The sequence below is a fragment of the Kitasatospora sp. NPDC087861 genome, from assembly GCF_044742585.1.
Lineage (GTDB): Bacteria > Actinomycetota > Actinomycetes > Streptomycetales > Streptomycetaceae > Kitasatospora.
Genome location: NZ_JBIUUS010000006.1, coordinates 44,253 through 61,968, shown reverse-complemented (window position 1 = coordinate 61,968; position 17,716 = coordinate 44,253). Strand labels below are relative to the sequence as shown.

Below are 17,716 nucleotides of genomic sequence, written 5' to 3'. Positions count from 1 at the left end.
ATGAATTGAGAATGAAAAAGCGGAAGCTGAGGGCTACACCTGGTTACCGCCCGTGCGGCTTGGGCGGGTCGCGCGGACACCTACACTGTCGTCGTCGCGCATGACACTCTTGCACATCTTGCCGGTCCGTCGGGCAGGTTCATGCAATATCTGACACCGCTGTGCCATGTGACAGTCCGAATATGCAATGGAGGCGCTTGCGTGGCCGATCAGCGGACCGAGTCCGGTGCAATCGGGGGCGGACGGAATGCGGTACCGGAGCCGGCCGGAACGGCGCTGGTCGGGCGCAGTCTCGGACTGCGCGGTGCGGTCAACGCCCGCGATCTGGGCGGCTACCGGACGGCCGACGGACGGGTGCTGCGGCGCGGTGTGGCCCTGCGAAGCGATGGCCTGAACCATGTCATCGCCGAGGATCTCGCGCCGCTGCGCGCGCTCGGCCTGCGTCGGGTGGTCGACCTCCGGAGCCTCGACGAGGTCCGCGAGACCGGACCGGACCGGCTGCCCGGACTTCCCGTCGCCGACCTCGCCGCGGCCGCCCCCGCGGTCACCGCGGGCACTGCGGTGACCGTCGAGGCGGCCGCGCCGGATGGTGTCACCCTTCATCATCTCCCTTTGCTCGCAAAGGACTTCGACATCTATGCGACAATCCGGAGCGCCCTCGCCGACCGCAGCCCAAAGAAGCAGCGCGCCCTGCTCGGCGAAGGCCGGGCGGCCGCCATGATGGTCGGCCTCTACCGCTGGTTCGTCACCGACCCGGTGGCCCGACAGCGCTTCGCCATCCTGCTGCGGCTGCTGGCGGCCCCGGACGGGCCGCCGCTGCTGTTCCACTGCTCGGCCGGAAAGGACCGCACCGGCTGGGCCGCCGCCCTCGTGCTGACCGCCCTCGGTGTCGACCGCGAGACCGTCCTCGCCGACTACCTGCTCACCAACGAGCGTTCGGCCCCGGTCGTCCGCCGGGTGATGGGCGACCTGGAGGCCCGCGGCCTGATGCGCGAGCCGCGGCTGCTCCAGCCGGTGTTCCGGGCCGACCCCGGCTACCTGGCGGCGGCCTTCGACGAGGTCGGGGCCGGCTGGTCCGACTTCGACGCGTTCTGGCGGGACGGCCTCGGCCTGGACGCCGCCGTCCTGGCCGGCCTGCGGGCCAACCTGCTGGACGGCGGCGGGAGTCCGGCCTCGGCCGACCCGGTCAGCCCTCGCTGATCAGGCCCTCGCGGAGCTGGGTCAGCGTCCTGGTGAGCAGCCGGGAGACGTGCATCTGGGAGATGCCGATCTCCTCGCCGATCTGTGACTGGGTGAGGTTGCCGAAGAAGCGCAGCATGATGATCCGGCGCTCGCGCGGCGGCAGCTTGGCCAGCAGTGGCTTCAGCGACTCCCGGTACTCGACGCCCTCCAGCGCGAGGTCCTCGTAGCCCAGCCGCTCGGCCAGCGGCCCGTCGCCGTCCTCCTCGCTGGGGCTGGAGTCGAGCGAACTGGCGGTGTACGCGTTGCCCACCGCGAGGCCCTCGACCACGTCCTCCTCGCTGACCCCCAGGCAGGCGGCCAGCTCGGCGACGGTGGGGGAGCGGTCCAGCCGCTGGGACAGGTCGTCACCGGCCTTGGTGAGCGCCAGCCGCAGCTCCTGGAGCCGCCTGGGCACCCGGACCGACCAGCTGGTGTCCCGGAAGAAGCGCTTGATCTCGCCCACCACGGTGGGCATCGCGAAGGTGGGGAACTCCACCCCGCGCTCGGGGTCGAACCGGTCGATCGCCTTGATCAGGCCGATGGTGCCGACCTGGACGATGTCCTCCATCGGCTCGTTGCGACTGCGGAAGCGCGCGGAGGCGTACCGGACCAGCGGCAGGTTGAGCTCGATCAGGGTGTCGCGGACGTACGTGTGCTCCTCGCTGCCGGGCTCCAGGGCGGCCAGCCGCAGGAACAGCGAGCGGGACAGCGTCCGGGTGTCCAACCCGGAGCCGGTCGGCGTCTCGGGCGGCGCCTCGGGGCCGGGCGGTGCGGCGGCCGGGACCCGCTGGAGCGGGATCCGGTCCTCGGCGACCGCCGTACCAATGGCCTGACCAGCGTGGATCCCCGCAGTGCCCAGCTCTCCGGACATGCACCCACCCCCTTGTGACTGACACTTGAACGGGGGCCGTCGCACGGTGGTTCCCGGCGGGGCCCTCCCCCTCCATACCGGAACACGGTCCACGGCAAACCCGAACGTCGCAAGATGTCACGCGGGGGTAACGCGCTGCAATCTCAGTCTTCCCAGGAGTTGCCGGTCCGAAGCCTCGTCAGGATGCGCGAGAGCAGCCGCGAGACGTGCATCTGGGACATCCCGAGTTCGGTGCTGATCTGCGACTGGGTCAGGTTGGCGAAGAACCGCAGCATCACGATCCGTCGCTCCCGTTCGGGCAGTTGGACCAGCAGGTGGCGGACCATGTCCCGGTGCTCGACCTCGGCCAGCGCGGCGTCCTCGTAGCCGAGCCGGTCCAGTAGGGCGAGCCCGCCCTCGTGCTCCTGCGCCGCCTCCAGCGAGGCCGCGTTGTAGGCCCGCCCGGCGTCCAGGCAGGCCCGGACGTCCTCCTCGGGGATCCGCAGGCTGGCGGCGATCTCCGGCACCTTGGGGGCCCGGCCGTGCAGCACCGTCAGCTCCTCCATCGCGCCGCTGACCTGGACCCACAGCTCCTGGAGCCGGCGCGGGACGTGCATGGTGCGGACGTTGTCCCGGAAGTAGCGCTTGATCTCGCCGAGGATGGTGGGCAGCGCGTAGGTGGGGAACTGGACCCCGCGCTCGGGGTCGAACCGGTCGATCGCGTTGATCAGGCCGATGGTGCCGACCTGGACGACGTCCTCCATCGGCTCGCTGCGGCTGCGGAAGCGGGTGGCCGCGTAGCGCACCAGCGGGATGTTCACCTCGATCAGGGCGGCCCGGACCCGCTCCCGCTCGGGGGCGTCCGGAGGCAGCTCCGCGAGCCGTTCGAACAACACCCGGGTCAGCGTCCGGACGTCCAGTACGGGGCGGCCGCCGGGGCCGCGCAGACCGTCCGGGCGGAGTTCGCCGGCCGGACTGATGATCGCCGCCAGTACTTCGTCCACGGACACGTCACCCCTCCCTCAGTCGACAACGACGGGCCCTGCGGATCGGGTGTCGCGGCTGGTTCACCACCTCGCCATGTCCGGCAAAACCGGTCATAGCATCACAAGGTGGGCGCAGGTCGGGCAAGCACCCGATGGAGGTGTGTTGGTGCTGCGTCGGGGCTTCGCCCGGCCTCCCGACCAGGCGCCGCAAGGATCGTTCCGGGGCAGAGCAAGGCGCCCCGTCCGGCGACCGGACGGGGCGCAACGGGCCGTCCGGGGGACGGGCCGGGGTACCTGGGAGGGGTCAGACCTCGATGTCGGCGATCACCCAGGTGGCGAATTCGCGCCACTGGCCGGCCGCGGCCTGGTGGGCCGGGTGGGTCAGGTAGGCCTGAAGGGCGTCGCGGTCCTCGACCAGGCTGTTGATCGCGTAGTCGTAGGCGATGTCCCGCTCGGTGGTGTTCCAGCCGCACTCCCATGCGCGCAGTTCGGGGATCAGCGAACCGAGCTCGGAGAACGCCTTGGCGCCGGCGAGCGCGCGTTCGTCGTCCTTGGCGACGCCTTCGTTGAGCTTGAACAGGACCAGATGGCGGATCACGATTGCCGCTCCTCGCGGACGGGGGCAGAGGGTCCCGCTCACCGTAGCCGGTGTGCCGGGGCCGGACGACCGCCGCCCGCTAGATGGCCGGACCGGTCACGTGCTGGGCCCGGTCACTTGATCAGTCCGGTCATGAAGGTGCCGACCGCCTTGGCCGCGTTCGAGATGCCCTCGAACCCCAGCTGGACGAGCTGGGCGGAGCGGGCCGGTGAGCTGATGATCGAGTAGAGGACGAAGATGAGGAGGAGGACCATGCCGATCTTCTTCGCCTGCGCCATCGGGTGCCTTCCTCCCTGCTGTGGGCCGCCGCCATCCGGGTCCCCGAGCGGCCCTGCGGAAGCAGCTTATCCACCGGACGGGCTATCAAGTGTGCGACGCGTTCGCCTGGCGGGACGAAGGTCCCCGTGAGTGGGGCCTTTCTCCGGGTGCCCGTCCGCGGCCCGGGCGGCAGGATGGAAGGCGTACCGAGGATCTGGCAGGAATCCCCGGTGCGTGGATCCGGAGTTCCCCGCTGTGGGACCGGGCGCCGCGGTTTCCCCCCGACGCGGCACCGGTTGTGGGACTCCGCCGGGGGAGCGGTCAGTCCCCCCGAGCCGCTCCCCCCTCCAGGCTCCGTACTCTCCGGGCGTTGGTGGTCATCGGCCCTGAGTACGGAGCCTTTCCGCGTTCGAGGGTGCGCGGAAACGCCGAGGGCCCGTCCGGATCGGACGGGCCCTCGGGCTTTCCAAGCGGTAGCGGTGGGATTCGAACCCACGGTGGAGTTGCCCCCACACACGCTTTCGAGGCGTGCTCCTTTGGCCGCTCGGACACGCTACCGAGGGGAACTCTACCGGACGGGTGGCGCGGTCACGAAATCCGTATCGCCGGGGCGGCCGGCCGCGGGTGTCGGCGACGGGTGTCGGCGGCGGGCGTCAGCGGTGGGTGTCGAAGAACTCGCGCAGTTGCTCGCCGCACTCGTCGGCGAGGACGCCCCAGATCACCTCGGGGCGGTGGTTGAGCCGGCGGTCGCGCATCACGTCGAAGAGCGAGCCGGCCGCGCCGGCCTTCTCGTCGAGGGCGCCGTAGACCACCCGGTCGATCCGGGACAGCACGATGGCGCCGGCGCACATCGTGCAGGGCTCCAGGGTGACGACCAGGGTGCAGCCGCTGAGCCGCCATGCCCCGATCCGCTCGGCCGCCTGCCGGATCGCGACCACCTCGGCGTGCGCGGTCGGGTCGCCGACCGCCTCGCGCTCGTTGTGGCCGCGTCCGATCACCTCGCCGTCCGGGCCCAGGACGAGCGCCCCGACCGGGACGTCCCCGGTGGCCGGCGCCAGCGCGGCCTCGGCGATGGCGAGGCGCATCGGCGCCGCCCAACGGTCGCGGACCGGGTCGGGGCGGACGGGGGCGGGCAGGGGGGCGATCCGGGGGACGGTCTGCGGAACGGATGCGGGCTGCATGGAATCCAGTGTCGGGTATCCGGCGACGGGCACCGGCCTGGCCACCGACCGCTACCGGACCGCCTCCAGGACCTCGCCGCAGCCGAGGGCCTCGGCGATCTCCTCCAGGGCGTCGCCCGGGACGGCGCCCTCGCCGCTGAGGGCGAGGAGTTCGTCGGCGGCCAGGCCGAACTCGGTCAGCAGGTGGGCGTCGCCCAGTGGGCCGACCGGGACGCCGCCGCGGGCGTCCTCGTCCGGCTCCTCCGACTCCTCCTCCTCGCTGTCCTCCAGCTCGACGACCAGGTGGTCCAGGTCGCCGAACTCGCTCTCGCCGGCCTGGTCGACCAGTTCGTCGGTGAGGACGGAGCCGTAGGAGCTCCGGGCGGCGGCGGCGCCGTCGGACACGAAGATCCGCGGGTCCTCCTCGCCGTCCACCCGGACGATGGCGAACCAGGCATCCTCCTGTTCGATGAAGATCAGGACGCTGTCGTCGTCCTGCGTGGAGTCGCGGGCCAGGTCGGTCAGGTCGGCGAGGGTTTCGACGTCGTCGAGCTCCGTCTCGCTCACATCCCACCCGTCCTCGGTGCGAGCAAGCACTGCAGCGAAGTACGCCACCAGGGACACTCCCAAGATCATCGGTCTCGGCTGTCGGCGCGTTCGGGCAACGCGGAAAACTGGCCGCCCCCGCGCCAGAGGCGGTCCGCTCGTTCGGACCGTCCCATCGGAATCGTGACAGAAAGCCCGCCCTTGCGGGGGGTGTTCGGCAGCGCGTCTTTGCAGGTCGTGTCGGAAGGGCTGGCCGGCGGCCGGTGAAGCCCCGGCCGCGCCGCCCGGGGTTCGCCGGAACCGCTGGGCGCGTCGCGCCGGAACCGCGCCGGAACCGCGCCGGAACCGCGTCGAATCCGTGTCAGATCCGGAAGGTTCGCATTCGCATGGCCTCGCGCATCCGCCGTTCCTTGGTCCGCCGGGGCTGGACCCGCTCCCGGAGCTCGCGGGCCTCGGTGAGTTCGCGCAGGAAGACGGCCCGCCGCCTGCGCCGCTCCGCCTCGGTCTCCGGGGGGTCCTGCGGCGGACCGGGGCGATCGCCCGACCGGCCTGTGGGCTCGTCCGCCGAGCCGTCCCCGGCGTTCGGGTTGCTCGTCATAAGAGGTGACATTCCCAGATCGGCCGGATTGATACCACGGGAGGGCGCTCGCGCCCGGACATTCGCGGTGCGTCACGGCGTGTCACGGCAGCGTGAACCCCGCCGGGGCGGGTCGCCGAGGTGGGGCGGAGGGGCCGGTGGCACGCGGCGAGTCGTACAGGCGTGCAGACCCGGGCTAACCTCGGTACATGCGTCTCCACGTCGTCGACCACCCCCTGGTGGCCCACAAGCTCTCCACCCTGCGCGACGAGCGCACCGACTCGCCGACCTTCCGTCGCCTGACCGACGAGCTGGTGACCCTCCTCGCCTACGAGGCCACCCGGGACGTCCGCACCGACGAGGTGGAGATCACCACGCCCGTGGCGGTCACGCTCGGCACCCGGCTGAGTTATCCGCGCCCGCTGGTCGTACCGATCCTCCGGGCGGGCCTCGGCATGCTGGACGGGATGACCCGGCTGCTGCCGACCGCCGAGGTGGGCTTCCTCGGCATGGTGCGCAACGAGGAGACCCTGGAGGCCTCCACCTACGCCACCCGGATGCCGGACGACCTCTCCGGCCGCCAGGTCTACGTGCTCGACCCGATGCTGGCCACCGGCGGCACCCTGGTCGCGGCGATCAAGATGCTGATCGAGCGCGGTGCCACCGACGTCACCGCCGTGGTGCTGCTGGCCGCGCCCGAGGGCGTCGAGGTGATGAAGCGCGAGCTGGCGGACCTGCCGGTCACCGTGGTCACCGCCGCCCTGGACGAGCGGCTCAACGAGAACGGCTACATCGTGCCCGGCCTCGGCGACGCGGGCGACCGCCTGTACGGCACCGCCGGCTGAGCGGACCCCCCGAACGGACGAGAGCCCCCCGGCGCGGTGCCGGGGGGCTCTCCTGCGTCTGCGTGCCGGCCGGGCCTCAGCAGCTGCCGGTGGCGGTCGGGGCGGGGGAGGGCTTGGTGGCGAGGGCGAGGGCGGCGGCCGCCTGGGTCTCGTCCAGCAGGGCGTTGTAGCTGTCGCCGATCACGAAGTCCACGGTGCCGTCGGTGCGGGCGTCGGCGGTGGCGGTGGCACCGGCGATCTGCGAGCCGAGCAGGGTGGCGGCGCCGGCGCCGGCCGGGCCGGCGATCACCTGGGCGGTGCCGGGCACCTTCTTGTCCAGTTCGGCCGGGGCGTTGCCGACCTTGCCGATGGTGAAGCCGCGCTTCTTGAGCTCCTCGGCGGTCCGCCCGGCCAGACCGCTCTTGGCGGTGGCGTTGTAGACGTTCACCGTGACGGCGGCCGGCTGAGGGATGGCGTGCGGGTCGCCCTGGGCGGCGGCCGGGGCGCCGGAGGCCGCCGGATCACCCGGGCCGGGGGCGGCCAGCGGCTTGCCGGACGGCGTCGCGCAGGCCTGGGCCGAGGCGTTCTTGTTCTTGCCGCTGAAGATGTCGTAGAGCTGCACGCCGCCGAGGCCGATCAGCGCCAGGGCGAGCAGGGCCGCGAGCGCGGCGATCACCTTGCGGCTCTTCTTCGGAGGACGGCCGAGCCGTGGATAGGCGTTGCCGGTGATGCGGTACTGCTTCCCCTTGAGGCCTTGGGGAGTCAACATGCTCACGGTTTGTCTCCCCCTCGTGCCAGGGCGGGGTCGGGATGACGGATCGGACGCAGCGGGCGGATCCCCTGGTGCGGGTGGATCCCCTGGTCGCGGCCGTAGTCAGCAGCGTAGTGCCGTCCGGCTGCGAAGGTACTAAACGATCATCGTCTGGAGTACCTCGGTACCCGAAAGGAGGTACCCGGGTACGCGCGGACCGCCCTCCGCCGGGTGGCGAGGGGGCGGTCCGAAAACCCGCTGCGAGGGTTCGTCATTCCATTTCGAGGACCCGGGCGTGCAGGACCTGGCGCTGCTGCAGCGCGGCCCGTACGGCCCGGTGCAGCCCGTCCTCCAGGTAGAGGTCGCCGTGCCACTTCACCACGTGGGCGAAGAGGTCCCCGTAGAAGGTCGAGTCCTCGGCGAGCAGGGTTTCGAGGTCCAGTTGCCCCTTGGTGGTCACCAGCTGGTCGAGCCGCACCGGACGTGGGGCGACGTCAGCCCACTGGCGGGTGCTCGTCCGGCCGTGATCCGGGTACGGCCGCCCATTGCCGATGCGCTTGAAGATCACACGGAAAGCCTACCGTTTGGGCGGCGGATGGCGCAGCAGCCGCGGCGTCGCCACGCGCTCGGGTGTGAGCTGCGGGCGGGTGATTGCGGCTGTTTGATGGGAAATGTCGCGAACATCGCCCCGGTTCCGATCGGGCTCCGGCCCGCTCAGGACCGGGTTCCGATCCCGCCCCGCCCAGGAGTGTGCCCCGATGTCCTCCGCCCCCACCCCGCCGACCGTCCGGGAGATCGCCGATGGGTACGCCTTCACCGGGCCCGCCCTCGACCTCGGCGCGGTGCTGCTGGACGGCGTCGCCTACCCGGACGCCCCGGTGCGCATCCCGCTCGGTGTGCTCAACCGGCACGGGCTGGTCGCCGGTGCGACCGGCACCGGCAAGACCAAGACCCTCCAGCTGATCGCCGAACAGCTCTCCGCACAGAGCGTGCCGGTGTTCCTCGCCGACATCAAGGGGGACGTCTCCGGCATCGCCGCGCCCGGCGCGCCGAGCGAGCGCACCACCGCCCGCGCGGCCGAGGTCGGGCAGGAGTGGACGCCGCAGGGCTGCCCGGTCGAGTTCTACGCGCTCGGCGGCCAGGGCGCCGGGATCCCGATCCGGGCCACCGTCACGAGCTTCGGGCCGCTGCTGCTCGCCAAGGTGCTGGACCTGAACGAGACCCAGGAGTCCTCGCTCAGCCTGGTGTTCCACTACGCCGACACCAAGGGCCTGGAGCTGTACGACCTCAAGGACCTCACCGCCGTCATCGCCTTCCTCGCCTCGCCCGAGGGCAAGGAGGAGCTGAGGACCATCGGCGGCCTCTCGGCGGCCACCGCCGGGGTGATCCTGCGTGCGCTCACCGTGCTGGAGAACGAGGGCGCCGGGGCGTTCTTCGGCGAGCCCGAGTTCGACACCGCCGAACTGCTGCGGACCACACCGGAGGGGAAGGGCGTGGTCTCGGTGCTGGAACTGCCCGCCGTGCAGGACCGGCCGCGGCTGTTCTCCACCTTCCTGATGTGGCTGCTCGCCGACCTCTACCAGGAGCTGCCCGAGGTCGGCGACCTGGACCGGCCCAAGCTGGTGTTCTTCTTCGACGAGGCGCACCTGCTGTTCAAGGGCGCCTCCAAGGCCTTCCTGGAGGCCATCACCCAGACCGTGCGGCTGATCCGCTCGAAGGCCGTGGGCATCTTCTTCGTGACCCAGACCCCGCGCGACGTCCCGGCCGACGTGCTCGCCCAGTTGGGCAACCGGGTGCAGCACGCGCTGCGGGCCTTCACCCCGGACGACGCCAAGGCGCTCAAGGCCACCGTCTCGACCTTCCCGCGCTCCTCGTACGACCTCGGCGCGGTGCTCACCTCGCTGGGTACCGGCGAGGCCGTGGTGACCGTCCTCTCCGAGAAGGGCGCGCCGACGCCGGTCGCGGCGACCCGGCTGCGGGCGCCGCAGTCGCTGATGGGGCCGGTCGAGGCGGGCGCGCTGCGGGCCGTCGTCGACGCCTCGCCGCTGACGGCCCGTTATCGGGACGCGATCGACCAGGAGTCGGCGTACGAGAAGCTGGCGGCGCGGGCGGCGCGGCCGCAGAGCGCCCCGGTGGACGAGGCCCCGCGGCGGCGCGCGGACCCGAAGGAACCGAAGGAGCCGACGGGCGCGGGCGGGTTGCTCGGGTCGCTGCTCAGCAACCCGACGGTGAAGAACTTCGCCCGCTCGGCCGGGAAGCAGCTGGGGCAGGAGATCTCGCGCAGCCTGTTCGGGACGTCCAAGCGGCGGCGGTAGCGCTGCGGGGCCCGGTGGCCGCTACCCGGCCAGTGCGGCGCCGATCCGGTCCAGGGAGGACAGCCGCATCAGGCCGTAGTTGTAGAACTCGACCTCGGGGATGCCCAGTTCGCGCAGGGCGGTGATCTTGGCGGCGAGGTTCGCCGGGCCGTCGCAGTCCGAGGCCATCGGACGCAGGATCACCGCCAGGCCCTGCGGGCGGACGCCGTGCAGGGCGAACGCGGCGATCTTCTCCCGGACGGCCTCCGGGGTCTTCGCGTAGCCGAGCGTCTCGATCTGGTCGGCCGCCCTGGCGAGCGCGGGCAGGTCGATGCCGGACAGCCAGCCCTTGCCCGGGCCGCCGCCGTCCATGAAGCTCAGCCGCATGCCGTGGCGCCGGGCCTCTTCGGACAGTTCGGCGGCGAGCGCGGTGACGGTGGTGGCGGAGGCGTCCACGTAGGCGGCGAAGGCGCCGTCCGCGAGGGTGTCCAGGGCGCCGGGCTCGGCGGCGGCCGCCTCGTCGGCCAGCCGGCGGCGCAGCTCGGTGCGGACGGCCTCCGCGACCTCCTCGGCCGGGACGCCCGCGCGGGTGGCGGCGGCGCGGCAGTGCGCGCAGAAGCAGACCCCGAGCAGCGCCTCGGCGGTCGGGCCCAGCTCCTCGAAGTAGCGCTCGTGGTGGTAGCCGTGGCGCAGCCCGTGGAAGTGCAGCGACTCGGCCCGGATCGCGTCCACGCCGTACCGGGCCAGCTCGGTGACCAGGGTCAGCGCGTACTCCCGGACCTCCGGGTTCGCCGGGCAGAGCTCGGTGAGGTGGCGGTCGCCGAAGGCGTTGGCCGGGGCGCAGTCCGGGTGGGCGAAGCCGAGCCGGTCGTTGTGGCAGAACACCGTCCAGGCGTGCAGCTTCAGCCCCCGGCGGCGGGCCTCGGTGGCGGCCTCGGCGAAGGGGTCGCGGTCGCCGATCGCGGTGGACGGGACGGGGGCGAGGCGGCGGCCCTGCCAGCGGGCCGGATCGGGGCGGAAGTACGCCGCGCCGGGCTCCAGGTAGCGGATCACCCGGCGGGGGTTGTGCGGGAAGACGTCCCGGGCCTCGTGGTAGACCGAGGCGAGGGTGACGCCCCCGACCCCGGCGCGGTCGGTGAGGTTGCCGAAGAACGTGTCGGCGCCCTCGTCGAGCAGGTCGGTGGCGAAGGCGAGGACGGACGACTCCACGGTGCGGCTCCGGAGCAGGGGGCGGGTGCGCTGCTCACGCTAGCCGCAGGGGCCGGACTGGTCTATACCTGGTGGTTCGGACGGCTCGGCGGCCGAGGTCGCCCAGGCCGCTGGCCCGGGAGTGCGGAGGCCAAGGCCCGACCGTAGGGGCGGCCGGATCGGCGGGGCACCCCCACTACAGTGAGCCGTGTCATTCCGGCGGCCTTCGGCGCCGTTCCGGCCCGAGGCCGCCCCCGGCCCGTTGAGAGGTGACCACCCCATGAGCGTCCGCCCGCCGCTGCCGTACGACTTCCTGCCGCAGGTGCCGTCCTTCCCGCTGACCAGCCAGGACATCACCGACGGCGGCACGCTGGCCCAGGAGTTCGTCCACGCCGCAGGCAACCTCTCGCCGCAGCTGGCCTGGTCGGGCCTGCCCGAGGGCACCCGCGGCATCGCCGTGACCTGCTACGACCCGGACGCGCCCACCGGCTCCGGCTGGTGGCACTGGCTCGCCCTCAACCTGCCCGCCGGGACCACCGGGCTGCCGCGCGGCGCGGGCTCCTCGGACGACACCCTGCCGGGCGCGGCCTCCTTCCACGGCCGCAACGACTTCCCGGGCAACCAGTACGACGGCGCCGCCCCGCCGCCCGGCGCCCCGCACCGGTACGTCTTCGCGGTGCACGCCCTGGACGTCGAGGAGCTGGGCGTCTCCGCCGACACCCCGGCGGCCCAGATCGGCTTCCACCTGACCTTCCACACGCTGGGGCGGGCGTTGCTGACCGCCGAGTACGGGGTCTGAGCGCGTTGATCGCCCATCCGGTCGAGGTCTGGCGGCTGTCCGAGGAGGATCGGCGGGCCGGTCGCCGGGCCGTGGCCTGGACGGTCGGGCCGGGCGGGGACCTGGCCGTCCTGCTGGTGCCGGAGCAGCATCTGGAGCCGGCCGGATCCTGGCCGCCGGTCCGGCTGCCGTTCGACGGCGAGGTGGTCGTGGCCGACCCGCGCGGGGCGCGGCGGGTGCCGCTGTCCGGCGCCGAGGTCCCACCGGACCATCTGGCGCTGCTGCCGGGCAACCGGATGCTGCTGGCCGGCTACCGGGCCGAGCAGGTCGGGTCGGACTGGCGGACCAACGCCGCCGTGTACGGCGCCGACGGGACCCGCACCGCGGAGCTCGTGCTCGGCGACGACGTCCGACCCTAACCAGCGTTATCCGTCGCCCGGTTGGCGCGGGCGGCGAGGTCGCGCAGGTGGGCGATCAGCTCCGGTGGCTCGTGCACCTCGAACTCGCAGTCCAGCATCAGCAGCCGCATCGCCGTCCACTCCACGGAGTCCGTGCGGGAGCGCAGCCGGCAGCTGTGCTCGTCGATCGGCTCGATCTCGGCGTCGCCCTGGTGGAACCGCCGCCGGACGTGCGCGGCCGGGGTGTGCACGGTGGCGAGCAGGGCGCGGGCCGGTGACGGGCGGTGCAGCTTGCCCGCCACGTACGCGGCGGCGTCCTCGGCCGGGAGCGGGCGCGGGGTGAAGCGGGCGCCGGTGGCGAGGGGCTCGCTGAGCCGGTCGACGCGGAACAGCCGCCAGTCGTCCCGGTCCAGGTCGAAGCCGACCAGGTACCAGCGGCTGCCGACCGAGACCAGCCGCTCGGGCTCGACGCTGCGCCTGGTCTCGGCGCCGTCGCCGGCCCGGTAGGCGAAGCGCACCCGCTCCCGGTTGGTGACGGCGCCGGCGAGCAGGGTGAGGTCGTCCGGGTCGACGGTCGGGCCGTCGCCGGTGAGCAGCGGCACGGTGGCGGCGTTGAGCGCGCCCACCCGGTGCCGCAGGCGGCCCGGCAGGACCTGGAGCAGCTTGCCGAGGGCGCGGACCGAGGCCTCCTCTATGCCGACCACCGCGTGCCCGGCCGCCGCCCGCAGTCCGACCGCGATGGCGACGGCCTCCTCGTCGTCCAGCAGCAGCGGCGGCATCGCTGTCCCCGCGACCAGCCGGTAGCCGCCGACCGCGCCCATGGTGGCCTGCACCGGGTAGCCGAGGTCGCGCAGCCGGTCGACGTCGCGCCGGATCGTCCGGGGGCTGACGCCGAGCCGCTCGGCGAGTTCGCTGCCGGGCCACTCGCGCGGGGTCTGCAGCAGGGAGAGCAGGTTCAGCAGGCGGGCCGGCGTATCGGTCATGCCGTCCAGCATGCCGGGCAACTGGGACAGGATCTGACCTACATCCCCCGTAGGGTCGCGGACGTGCCGACGAGCAGGACGAGCAGGACGGATGAGGAGTACCGAATGAAGACCGCGGACACGGACCGGCGGAGGTGGATCGCGCTGGCGATCGTGATGGTCGCCTCCTTCATGGACCTGGTGGACGTCACCATCGTCAACATCGCCATCCCGAGCATCCAGGAGGACACCGGCGCCTCCTTCAGCGCCATCCAGTGGGTCACCGGCGGTTACGCGCTGGCCTTCGCCATCGGGCTGATCACCGGCGGCCGGCTGGGCGACATCTACGGCCGCAAGCGGCTGTTCCTGATCGGCATCGGCGGGTTCACCGTGGCGTCCGCGCTGTGCGGTCTGGCCTCCGGCCCGGAGATGCTGGTCGCGATGCGGCTGCTGCAGGGCGGTACGGCGGCCATGATGGTGCCGCAGGTGCTGTCGATCATCCACGCGACCTTCCCGGCGGAGGAGCGCGGCAAGGTGTTCGGCATGTTCGGCGCGGTGGTCGGGCTGGGAGCCGTCTCCGGGCCGCTGATCGGCGCGCTGCTCACCGAGTGGGACCTGTTCGGCCTGGCCTGGCGTCCGATCTTCCTGATCAACCTGCCGGTCGGCATCGCCGGGCTGCTGCTCGGACGCCGCTTCATCGACGAGTCGAAGGCCGAGCAGGCGCTGAAGCTGGACCTGGTCGGGGTGGCGCTGGCGAGCGTCGGCCTGCTGATGCTGATCTACCCGCTGACGCACGGGCGGGAGGCCGGCTGGCCGCTCTGGGGGTACCTGTCGATGGCCGGCAGCCTGCCGGTGTTCGCGCTGTTCGTGGCGTACGAGAAGGCCAAGACGCGGCGGGACGGCTCGCCGCTGGTCGAGCTGTCGCTGTTCCGGGTGAAGAGCTTCGCGGCCGGCATCGGCGTGCAGCTGGCCTTCGGCGTGGTCTGCGGGATCTTCTTCCTGGTCTGGACGCTGTACATGCAGGTGGGGCTCGGCTGGAGCCCGCTCAAGGCCGGCTCCACCGGCATCCCGTTCTCGCTCGCCGTCTCCACGGCGGCCGGGCTGTCCGTGCAGAAGCTGGTGCCGCGGTTCGGGCGCCGGGTGCTCCAGACGGGCGCGCTGGTGATGGCGGCGGGCGTGCTGACGTACATCTGGGAGGCGGACCGGTACGGCACGGCGATCGCGTCCTGGCAGATGGTGCTTCCGCTGGTGGTGATGGGCCTGGGGATGGGCCTGATCGTCGCGCCGATCACGGACGCGATCCTGGCGGAGGTGCCGCGCGAGCACGCCGGCTCGGCGTCGGGGCTGATCAACACCGTCCAGCAGATGGGGAACGCGCTCGGGCTCGGGCTGGTGTCGGTGGCGTTCTTCGGGGCGATGGACGACGTCGTCGCGCCGGAGGCGGTGGGCACCGCGTTCGGCGGGGCGTTCACCAACGCGATGTGGTGGGTCGCGGGGGCGCTGCTGGTGGTGTTCCTGCTGATGTTCGCGCTGCCGCGGCGCAAGGCGGCCGGTCCGGTCGTCGTGGCGGCGGCGGATGCCGCGGAGGCGCGGGAGCCCGCGCTGGCCTGACGGTCTGCCGGTGACGTTCTGCTGTCGAGGGCCCCGGTCGCGCCGCGCGACCGGGGTCCTCGGCGCACACCGGGAGGGCCATGAACCGTACGGTGGTGGACTCCTCGGTGCTGCGCGCGAGCGGCCTGGATCAGGAGCGGCGCAGGGCGGGGCGGGCGGTGGTCAGCGCACCCCGGCCGCGCTCGCCGCCGTCGTCCGGGTCATGGTCTTCGCCGCGGACTTCGCCTCCTTCGCGGCGCGCTTCATCTCCTGCTTGAACTCCCGTACCAGGTCGAGGGATTCGGGTCCGGTGATGTCGGCGACCGAGCGGTGCGAGCCCTCCTCGCCGTACGCGCCGGCCGCCTCCCGCCAACCCTCCGGCCGCACGCCGTACTGCTTGCCGAGCAGGGCCAGGAAGATCTGCGACTTCTGCTTGCCGAAGCCGGGCAGGGCGTTGAGGCGGCTGAGCAGCTCCTTGCCGGTGCGGGTGTCCTTCCACAGCGCGGAGGCCTCGCCGTCGTACTGCGCCACGAGGAACTGGCAGAGCTGCTGCACCCGTTTGGCCATCGCCGCCGGGTAGCGGTGCACGGCGGGTTTCGCGGAGAGGAGGGCGACGAACTCCTCCGGGTTGTACACGGCGATCTCCCGGGCGTCCAGGTCGTTCCGTCCGAGCCGCCGGGCGATGGTCAACGGGCCGGTGAACGCCCATTCCATCGGCACCTGTTGGTCGAGCAGCATGCCGACGAGCGCGGCCAGCGCACTGCGTCCGAGTAGTTCGTCGGCCTCGGGCTGCTGTGCGAGCCGGACGGTGACGTTCATGGGCTTGCCCTCCTCGGAGTTGACGTCGGGTCGGCGCCCAGTCTGGTGGACGGGGCCGGGGCGGGGGCTGTCAACACGCCCGTAGCCGGGGAACTCTTGGAGTTCCAGGGCCTTGTCATGCCTGGTTTGTTCGTTGGCGGAGCGGTTGCCGGAGGCGTTCGCTCCATCGGTCGGGGGAATTCACGGCATATTTTTCGCCCCCACGGCCGAGCCCGCCGACCGGTCGGCCTCTCCTGAAGGTGTGCGGCCGGACGGCGAATCCGGTCGAGGGAGTGTCAGGGGGTGCCGAGGCCGTTGAGGAGGGTGGTGAGGACGAGGGTGGCGCGGGCTTCGGGGGTGGCGGGGGTGCCGGGGCGGTCGGCGGTGGCGGCCTCGTGGATGAGGGCGTAGTAGACGCGGCGGGCCCAGTCGAGGTCGGTGTCGGGGCGCAGCACTCCGGCGGCGCGGGCGCGTTGGAAGAGGGCGTCGCAGCGGGCCAGGACGTCGGCGTGGATCCGGGCGGTCTCCGGGTCGTCGTCGCCGGCGGCGTTCATCGCGAAGCCCCAACTGATCTTCACCTGGAGGACGTTGGCGGTGGCCTGGTGGAGGGCGACCAGGGGCGGGGTGCTGTCGCTGACGGACTCGACGGCGGCGTGGAACTGGCGGGCGGCCCAGGCGCAGAGGGCGGCGAGCAGGGCCTCACGGGTGGCGAAGCGGCGGTGGACGGTGGTGCGGGCGACCCCGGCGGCCTCGGCGATCTGCTCCATGGTGGCGGCCGGATTGGCGCTCAGGACGCGCTCGGCGGCTTCCAGGATGGCCCGGACGGTGCGCTCGGCGTCGGCGCGGAGGGGGCGTGGCGGCGTCGGCATGGCGGTTCTCCCGGGTGGCGGCTCTGGTCGGGGGACAGGCTACAGCGGTGTTGCCGATCGATGGTTAGTTGCGTCATGGGTGATGCATGTTCTACGTTTTCTGCGTCAGGAGTGACGCAATTTCGTGGCCTGTGTGGAGGGGACATCCATGGACCTGCAGCTGAACGGCAAGACCGCCGTGGTGACCGGGGCCAGCCGGGGGATCGGGCTGGCCGTGGTGGAGGCGCTGGTGGCGGAGGGGGTGCGCGTGGTGGCGGGCGCCCGGACGGTGACACCGGAGCTGGCGCGGACCGGGGCGGTCGCGGTGTCGGTGGATCTGGCGACGCCGGACGGGCCGGGGCGGCTGGTGGAGACGGCGGTGGCCGAACTCGGCGGCGATCTCGACCTGTTGGTGAACAACGTCGGCGGCGGGGACGGCGGCGAGCGGCAGGTGGGCGGCTTCCTGTCGTTCACGGACCAGCAGTGGCAGCAGTCCTTCGACCTCAACCTGATGGCCGCCGTCCGCACCACCCGGGCCGCGCTGCCCGGGCTGGTCCGGCGGCGGGGCGCGATCGTCAACGTCTCGTCGAACAGCGCCCGGCTGCCGCACGCCGGGCCCGTCCCGTACGCCACGGTGAAGGCGGCGTTGACGGCCTTCGGCAAGGCGCTGGCCGAGGAGTTCGGGCCGGGCGGGGTGCGGGTGAACACCGTCTCGCCGGGTCCGGTGCGTACCGCGCTGTGGGAGGCGCCGGACGGCTACGGGGCCGCGCTGGCCGGGGCGTTGGGCCTGCCGCAGGAGCAGCTGCTGGCGGCGCTGCCGGGGACGGCCGGGATGACCACCGGCCGGCTGGTCGAGCCGGCGGAGGTGGCGGCGCTGGTGGCGTACCTGGCCTCGCCGCTGGCGGGGAGCATCACCGGAGCGGACCACCTGATCGACGGCGGCGCGGTCAAGACGGTGTGACCGGAGGGCCGGGCTCCGTACGTACGATCCAGCCCGGACCGTTCACTCGGGCGGAAGTTCGGCGCGGGTTCGAGCAAGTGGGTCATTTCATATGACTGTTTCCGTTGCGCCGGTGCGGCACCGCCCGC

Annotated in this window: 20 protein-coding genes and 1 tRNA gene; 7 read left to right on the top strand and 14 right to left on the bottom strand. The window is 72.6% G+C overall.

What is annotated here, in order from left to right; translation table 11 throughout:
- Positions 1–201: 201 nt before the first annotated feature.
- Positions 202–1,200 carry a tyrosine-protein phosphatase gene (locus ACIOJE_RS11245; RefSeq protein WP_400775232.1) on the top strand — a complete coding sequence of 333 codons (999 nt, stop codon included), beginning with the start codon at positions 202–204 and terminating at the stop codon, positions 1,198–1,200.
- On the opposite strand, the gene ACIOJE_RS11240 is transcribed toward ACIOJE_RS11245, so the two are convergent.
- The 8 genes from ACIOJE_RS11240 to ACIOJE_RS11205 all read right to left on the bottom strand — a co-directional run bounded on the left by ACIOJE_RS11240 (position 1,187) and on the right by ACIOJE_RS11205 (position 6,217).
- Positions 1,187–2,092, bottom strand: coding sequence for an RNA polymerase sigma factor SigF (locus tag ACIOJE_RS11240; protein WP_400775229.1), 906 nt, complete (start codon positions 2,090–2,092; stop codon positions 1,187–1,189). The two genes, ACIOJE_RS11245 and ACIOJE_RS11240, sit on opposite strands and share 14 nt — an antisense overlap.
- 143 nt (positions 2,093–2,235) lie before the next feature.
- Positions 2,236–3,018: an RNA polymerase sigma factor SigF gene (locus ACIOJE_RS11235; RefSeq protein ID WP_400775504.1), complete on the bottom strand. Its 783-nt coding sequence runs from the start codon at positions 3,016–3,018 to the stop codon at positions 2,236–2,238.
- Between the two features lie 343 nt (positions 3,019–3,361).
- On the bottom strand, positions 3,362–3,655 hold the full coding sequence (locus tag ACIOJE_RS11230; protein WP_280673604.1) for a Dabb family protein: 294 nt from the start codon (positions 3,653–3,655) through the stop codon (positions 3,362–3,364).
- A gap of 113 nt (positions 3,656–3,768) precedes the next feature.
- A complete protein-coding gene (locus tag ACIOJE_RS11225) occupies positions 3,769–3,933 on the bottom strand; it encodes a hypothetical protein (RefSeq protein ID WP_280673602.1) in 165 nt (54 codons plus the stop codon).
- A 451-nt stretch (positions 3,934–4,384) separates the two neighbouring features.
- A tRNA-Ser gene (locus ACIOJE_RS11220) sits at positions 4,385–4,471 on the bottom strand.
- 95 nt (positions 4,472–4,566) lie between these two features.
- Positions 4,567–5,094 (bottom strand): tRNA adenosine(34) deaminase TadA, encoded by a 528-nt coding sequence (tadA, locus tag ACIOJE_RS11215; protein ID WP_280673596.1) that lies wholly within the window; start codon positions 5,092–5,094, stop codon positions 4,567–4,569.
- Positions 5,095–5,145: 51 nt separating this feature from the next.
- Complete coding sequence (locus ACIOJE_RS11210; protein ID WP_280673594.1) at positions 5,146–5,709, bottom strand: tRNA adenosine deaminase-associated protein; 564 nt, start codon at positions 5,707–5,709, stop codon at positions 5,146–5,148.
- A 271-nt stretch (positions 5,710–5,980) separates the two neighbouring features.
- A complete protein-coding gene (locus tag ACIOJE_RS11205; protein ID WP_280673591.1) occupies positions 5,981–6,217 on the bottom strand; it encodes a hypothetical protein in 237 nt (78 codons plus the stop codon).
- A 188-nt stretch (positions 6,218–6,405) separates the two neighbouring features.
- Between ACIOJE_RS11205 and upp the strand changes: the two genes are divergently transcribed.
- Positions 6,406–7,041, top strand: coding sequence for a uracil phosphoribosyltransferase (gene upp / locus ACIOJE_RS11200; RefSeq protein ID WP_189913140.1), 636 nt, complete (start codon positions 6,406–6,408; stop codon positions 7,039–7,041).
- Between the two features lie 76 nt (positions 7,042–7,117).
- Here upp and ACIOJE_RS11195 read toward each other — a convergent pair whose 3' ends face one another.
- Both ACIOJE_RS11195 and ACIOJE_RS11190 read right to left on the bottom strand, forming a co-directional pair.
- On the bottom strand, positions 7,118–7,789 hold the full coding sequence (locus ACIOJE_RS11195; protein WP_348534048.1) for a LytR C-terminal domain-containing protein: 672 nt from the start codon (positions 7,787–7,789) through the stop codon (positions 7,118–7,120).
- Positions 7,790–8,042: 253 nt separating this feature from the next.
- Complete coding sequence (locus ACIOJE_RS11190) at positions 8,043–8,339, bottom strand: type II toxin-antitoxin system VapB family antitoxin (protein ID WP_030061387.1); 297 nt, start codon at positions 8,337–8,339, stop codon at positions 8,043–8,045.
- A 190-nt stretch (positions 8,340–8,529) separates the two neighbouring features.
- Here ACIOJE_RS11190 and ACIOJE_RS11185 point away from each other — a divergent pair, with 190 nt between their 5' ends.
- Positions 8,530–10,086: a helicase HerA-like domain-containing protein gene (locus ACIOJE_RS11185; RefSeq protein WP_400775224.1), complete on the top strand. Its 1,557-nt coding sequence runs from the start codon at positions 8,530–8,532 to the stop codon at positions 10,084–10,086.
- Positions 10,087–10,107: 21 nt separating this feature from the next.
- Here the strand turns inward: ACIOJE_RS11185 and ACIOJE_RS11180 are convergent, their stop codons facing one another.
- On the bottom strand, positions 10,108–11,274 hold the full coding sequence (locus ACIOJE_RS11180) for a hypothetical protein (RefSeq protein WP_280673582.1): 1,167 nt from the start codon (positions 11,272–11,274) through the stop codon (positions 10,108–10,110).
- Positions 11,275–11,533: 259 nt separating this feature from the next.
- Here ACIOJE_RS11180 and ACIOJE_RS11175 point away from each other — a divergent pair, with 259 nt between their 5' ends.
- The gene (locus tag ACIOJE_RS11175; RefSeq protein ID WP_400775221.1) at positions 11,534–12,052 is read left to right on the top strand and encodes a YbhB/YbcL family Raf kinase inhibitor-like protein; all 519 of its coding nucleotides are present in this window, start codon (positions 11,534–11,536) and stop codon (positions 12,050–12,052) included.
- A 5-nt stretch (positions 12,053–12,057) separates the two neighbouring features.
- Positions 12,058–12,450 carry a hypothetical protein gene (locus tag ACIOJE_RS11170; protein WP_400775219.1) on the top strand — a complete coding sequence of 131 codons (393 nt, stop codon included), beginning with the start codon at positions 12,058–12,060 and terminating at the stop codon, positions 12,448–12,450.
- Here ACIOJE_RS11170 and ACIOJE_RS11165 read toward each other — a convergent pair.
- Positions 12,447–13,412, bottom strand: coding sequence for a helix-turn-helix transcriptional regulator (locus ACIOJE_RS11165; RefSeq protein WP_400775217.1), 966 nt, complete (start codon positions 13,410–13,412; stop codon positions 12,447–12,449). The genes ACIOJE_RS11170 and ACIOJE_RS11165 overlap by 4 nt on opposite strands.
- 105 nt (positions 13,413–13,517) lie before the next feature.
- Here ACIOJE_RS11165 and ACIOJE_RS11160 point away from each other — a divergent pair, with 105 nt between their 5' ends.
- Positions 13,518–15,002, top strand: coding sequence for an MFS transporter (locus ACIOJE_RS11160; protein WP_400775216.1), 1,485 nt, complete (start codon positions 13,518–13,520; stop codon positions 15,000–15,002).
- Positions 15,003–15,164: 162 nt separating this feature from the next.
- On the opposite strand, the gene ACIOJE_RS11155 is transcribed toward ACIOJE_RS11160, so the two are convergent.
- Complete coding sequence (locus ACIOJE_RS11155) at positions 15,165–15,800, bottom strand: HhH-GPD-type base excision DNA repair protein (protein ID WP_280673572.1); 636 nt, start codon at positions 15,798–15,800, stop codon at positions 15,165–15,167.
- Positions 15,801–16,075: 275 nt separating this feature from the next.
- The gene (locus ACIOJE_RS11150) at positions 16,076–16,648 is read right to left on the bottom strand and encodes a helix-turn-helix domain-containing protein (RefSeq protein WP_280673570.1); all 573 of its coding nucleotides are present in this window, start codon (positions 16,646–16,648) and stop codon (positions 16,076–16,078) included.
- A 148-nt stretch (positions 16,649–16,796) separates the two neighbouring features.
- On the opposite strand from ACIOJE_RS11150, the gene ACIOJE_RS11145 reads away from it, so the two are divergent.
- Entirely contained in the window at positions 16,797–17,588 is a 792-nt protein-coding gene (locus ACIOJE_RS11145; RefSeq protein WP_400775212.1) for an SDR family oxidoreductase, read from the top strand.
- Positions 17,589–17,716: the final 128 nt, after the last annotated feature.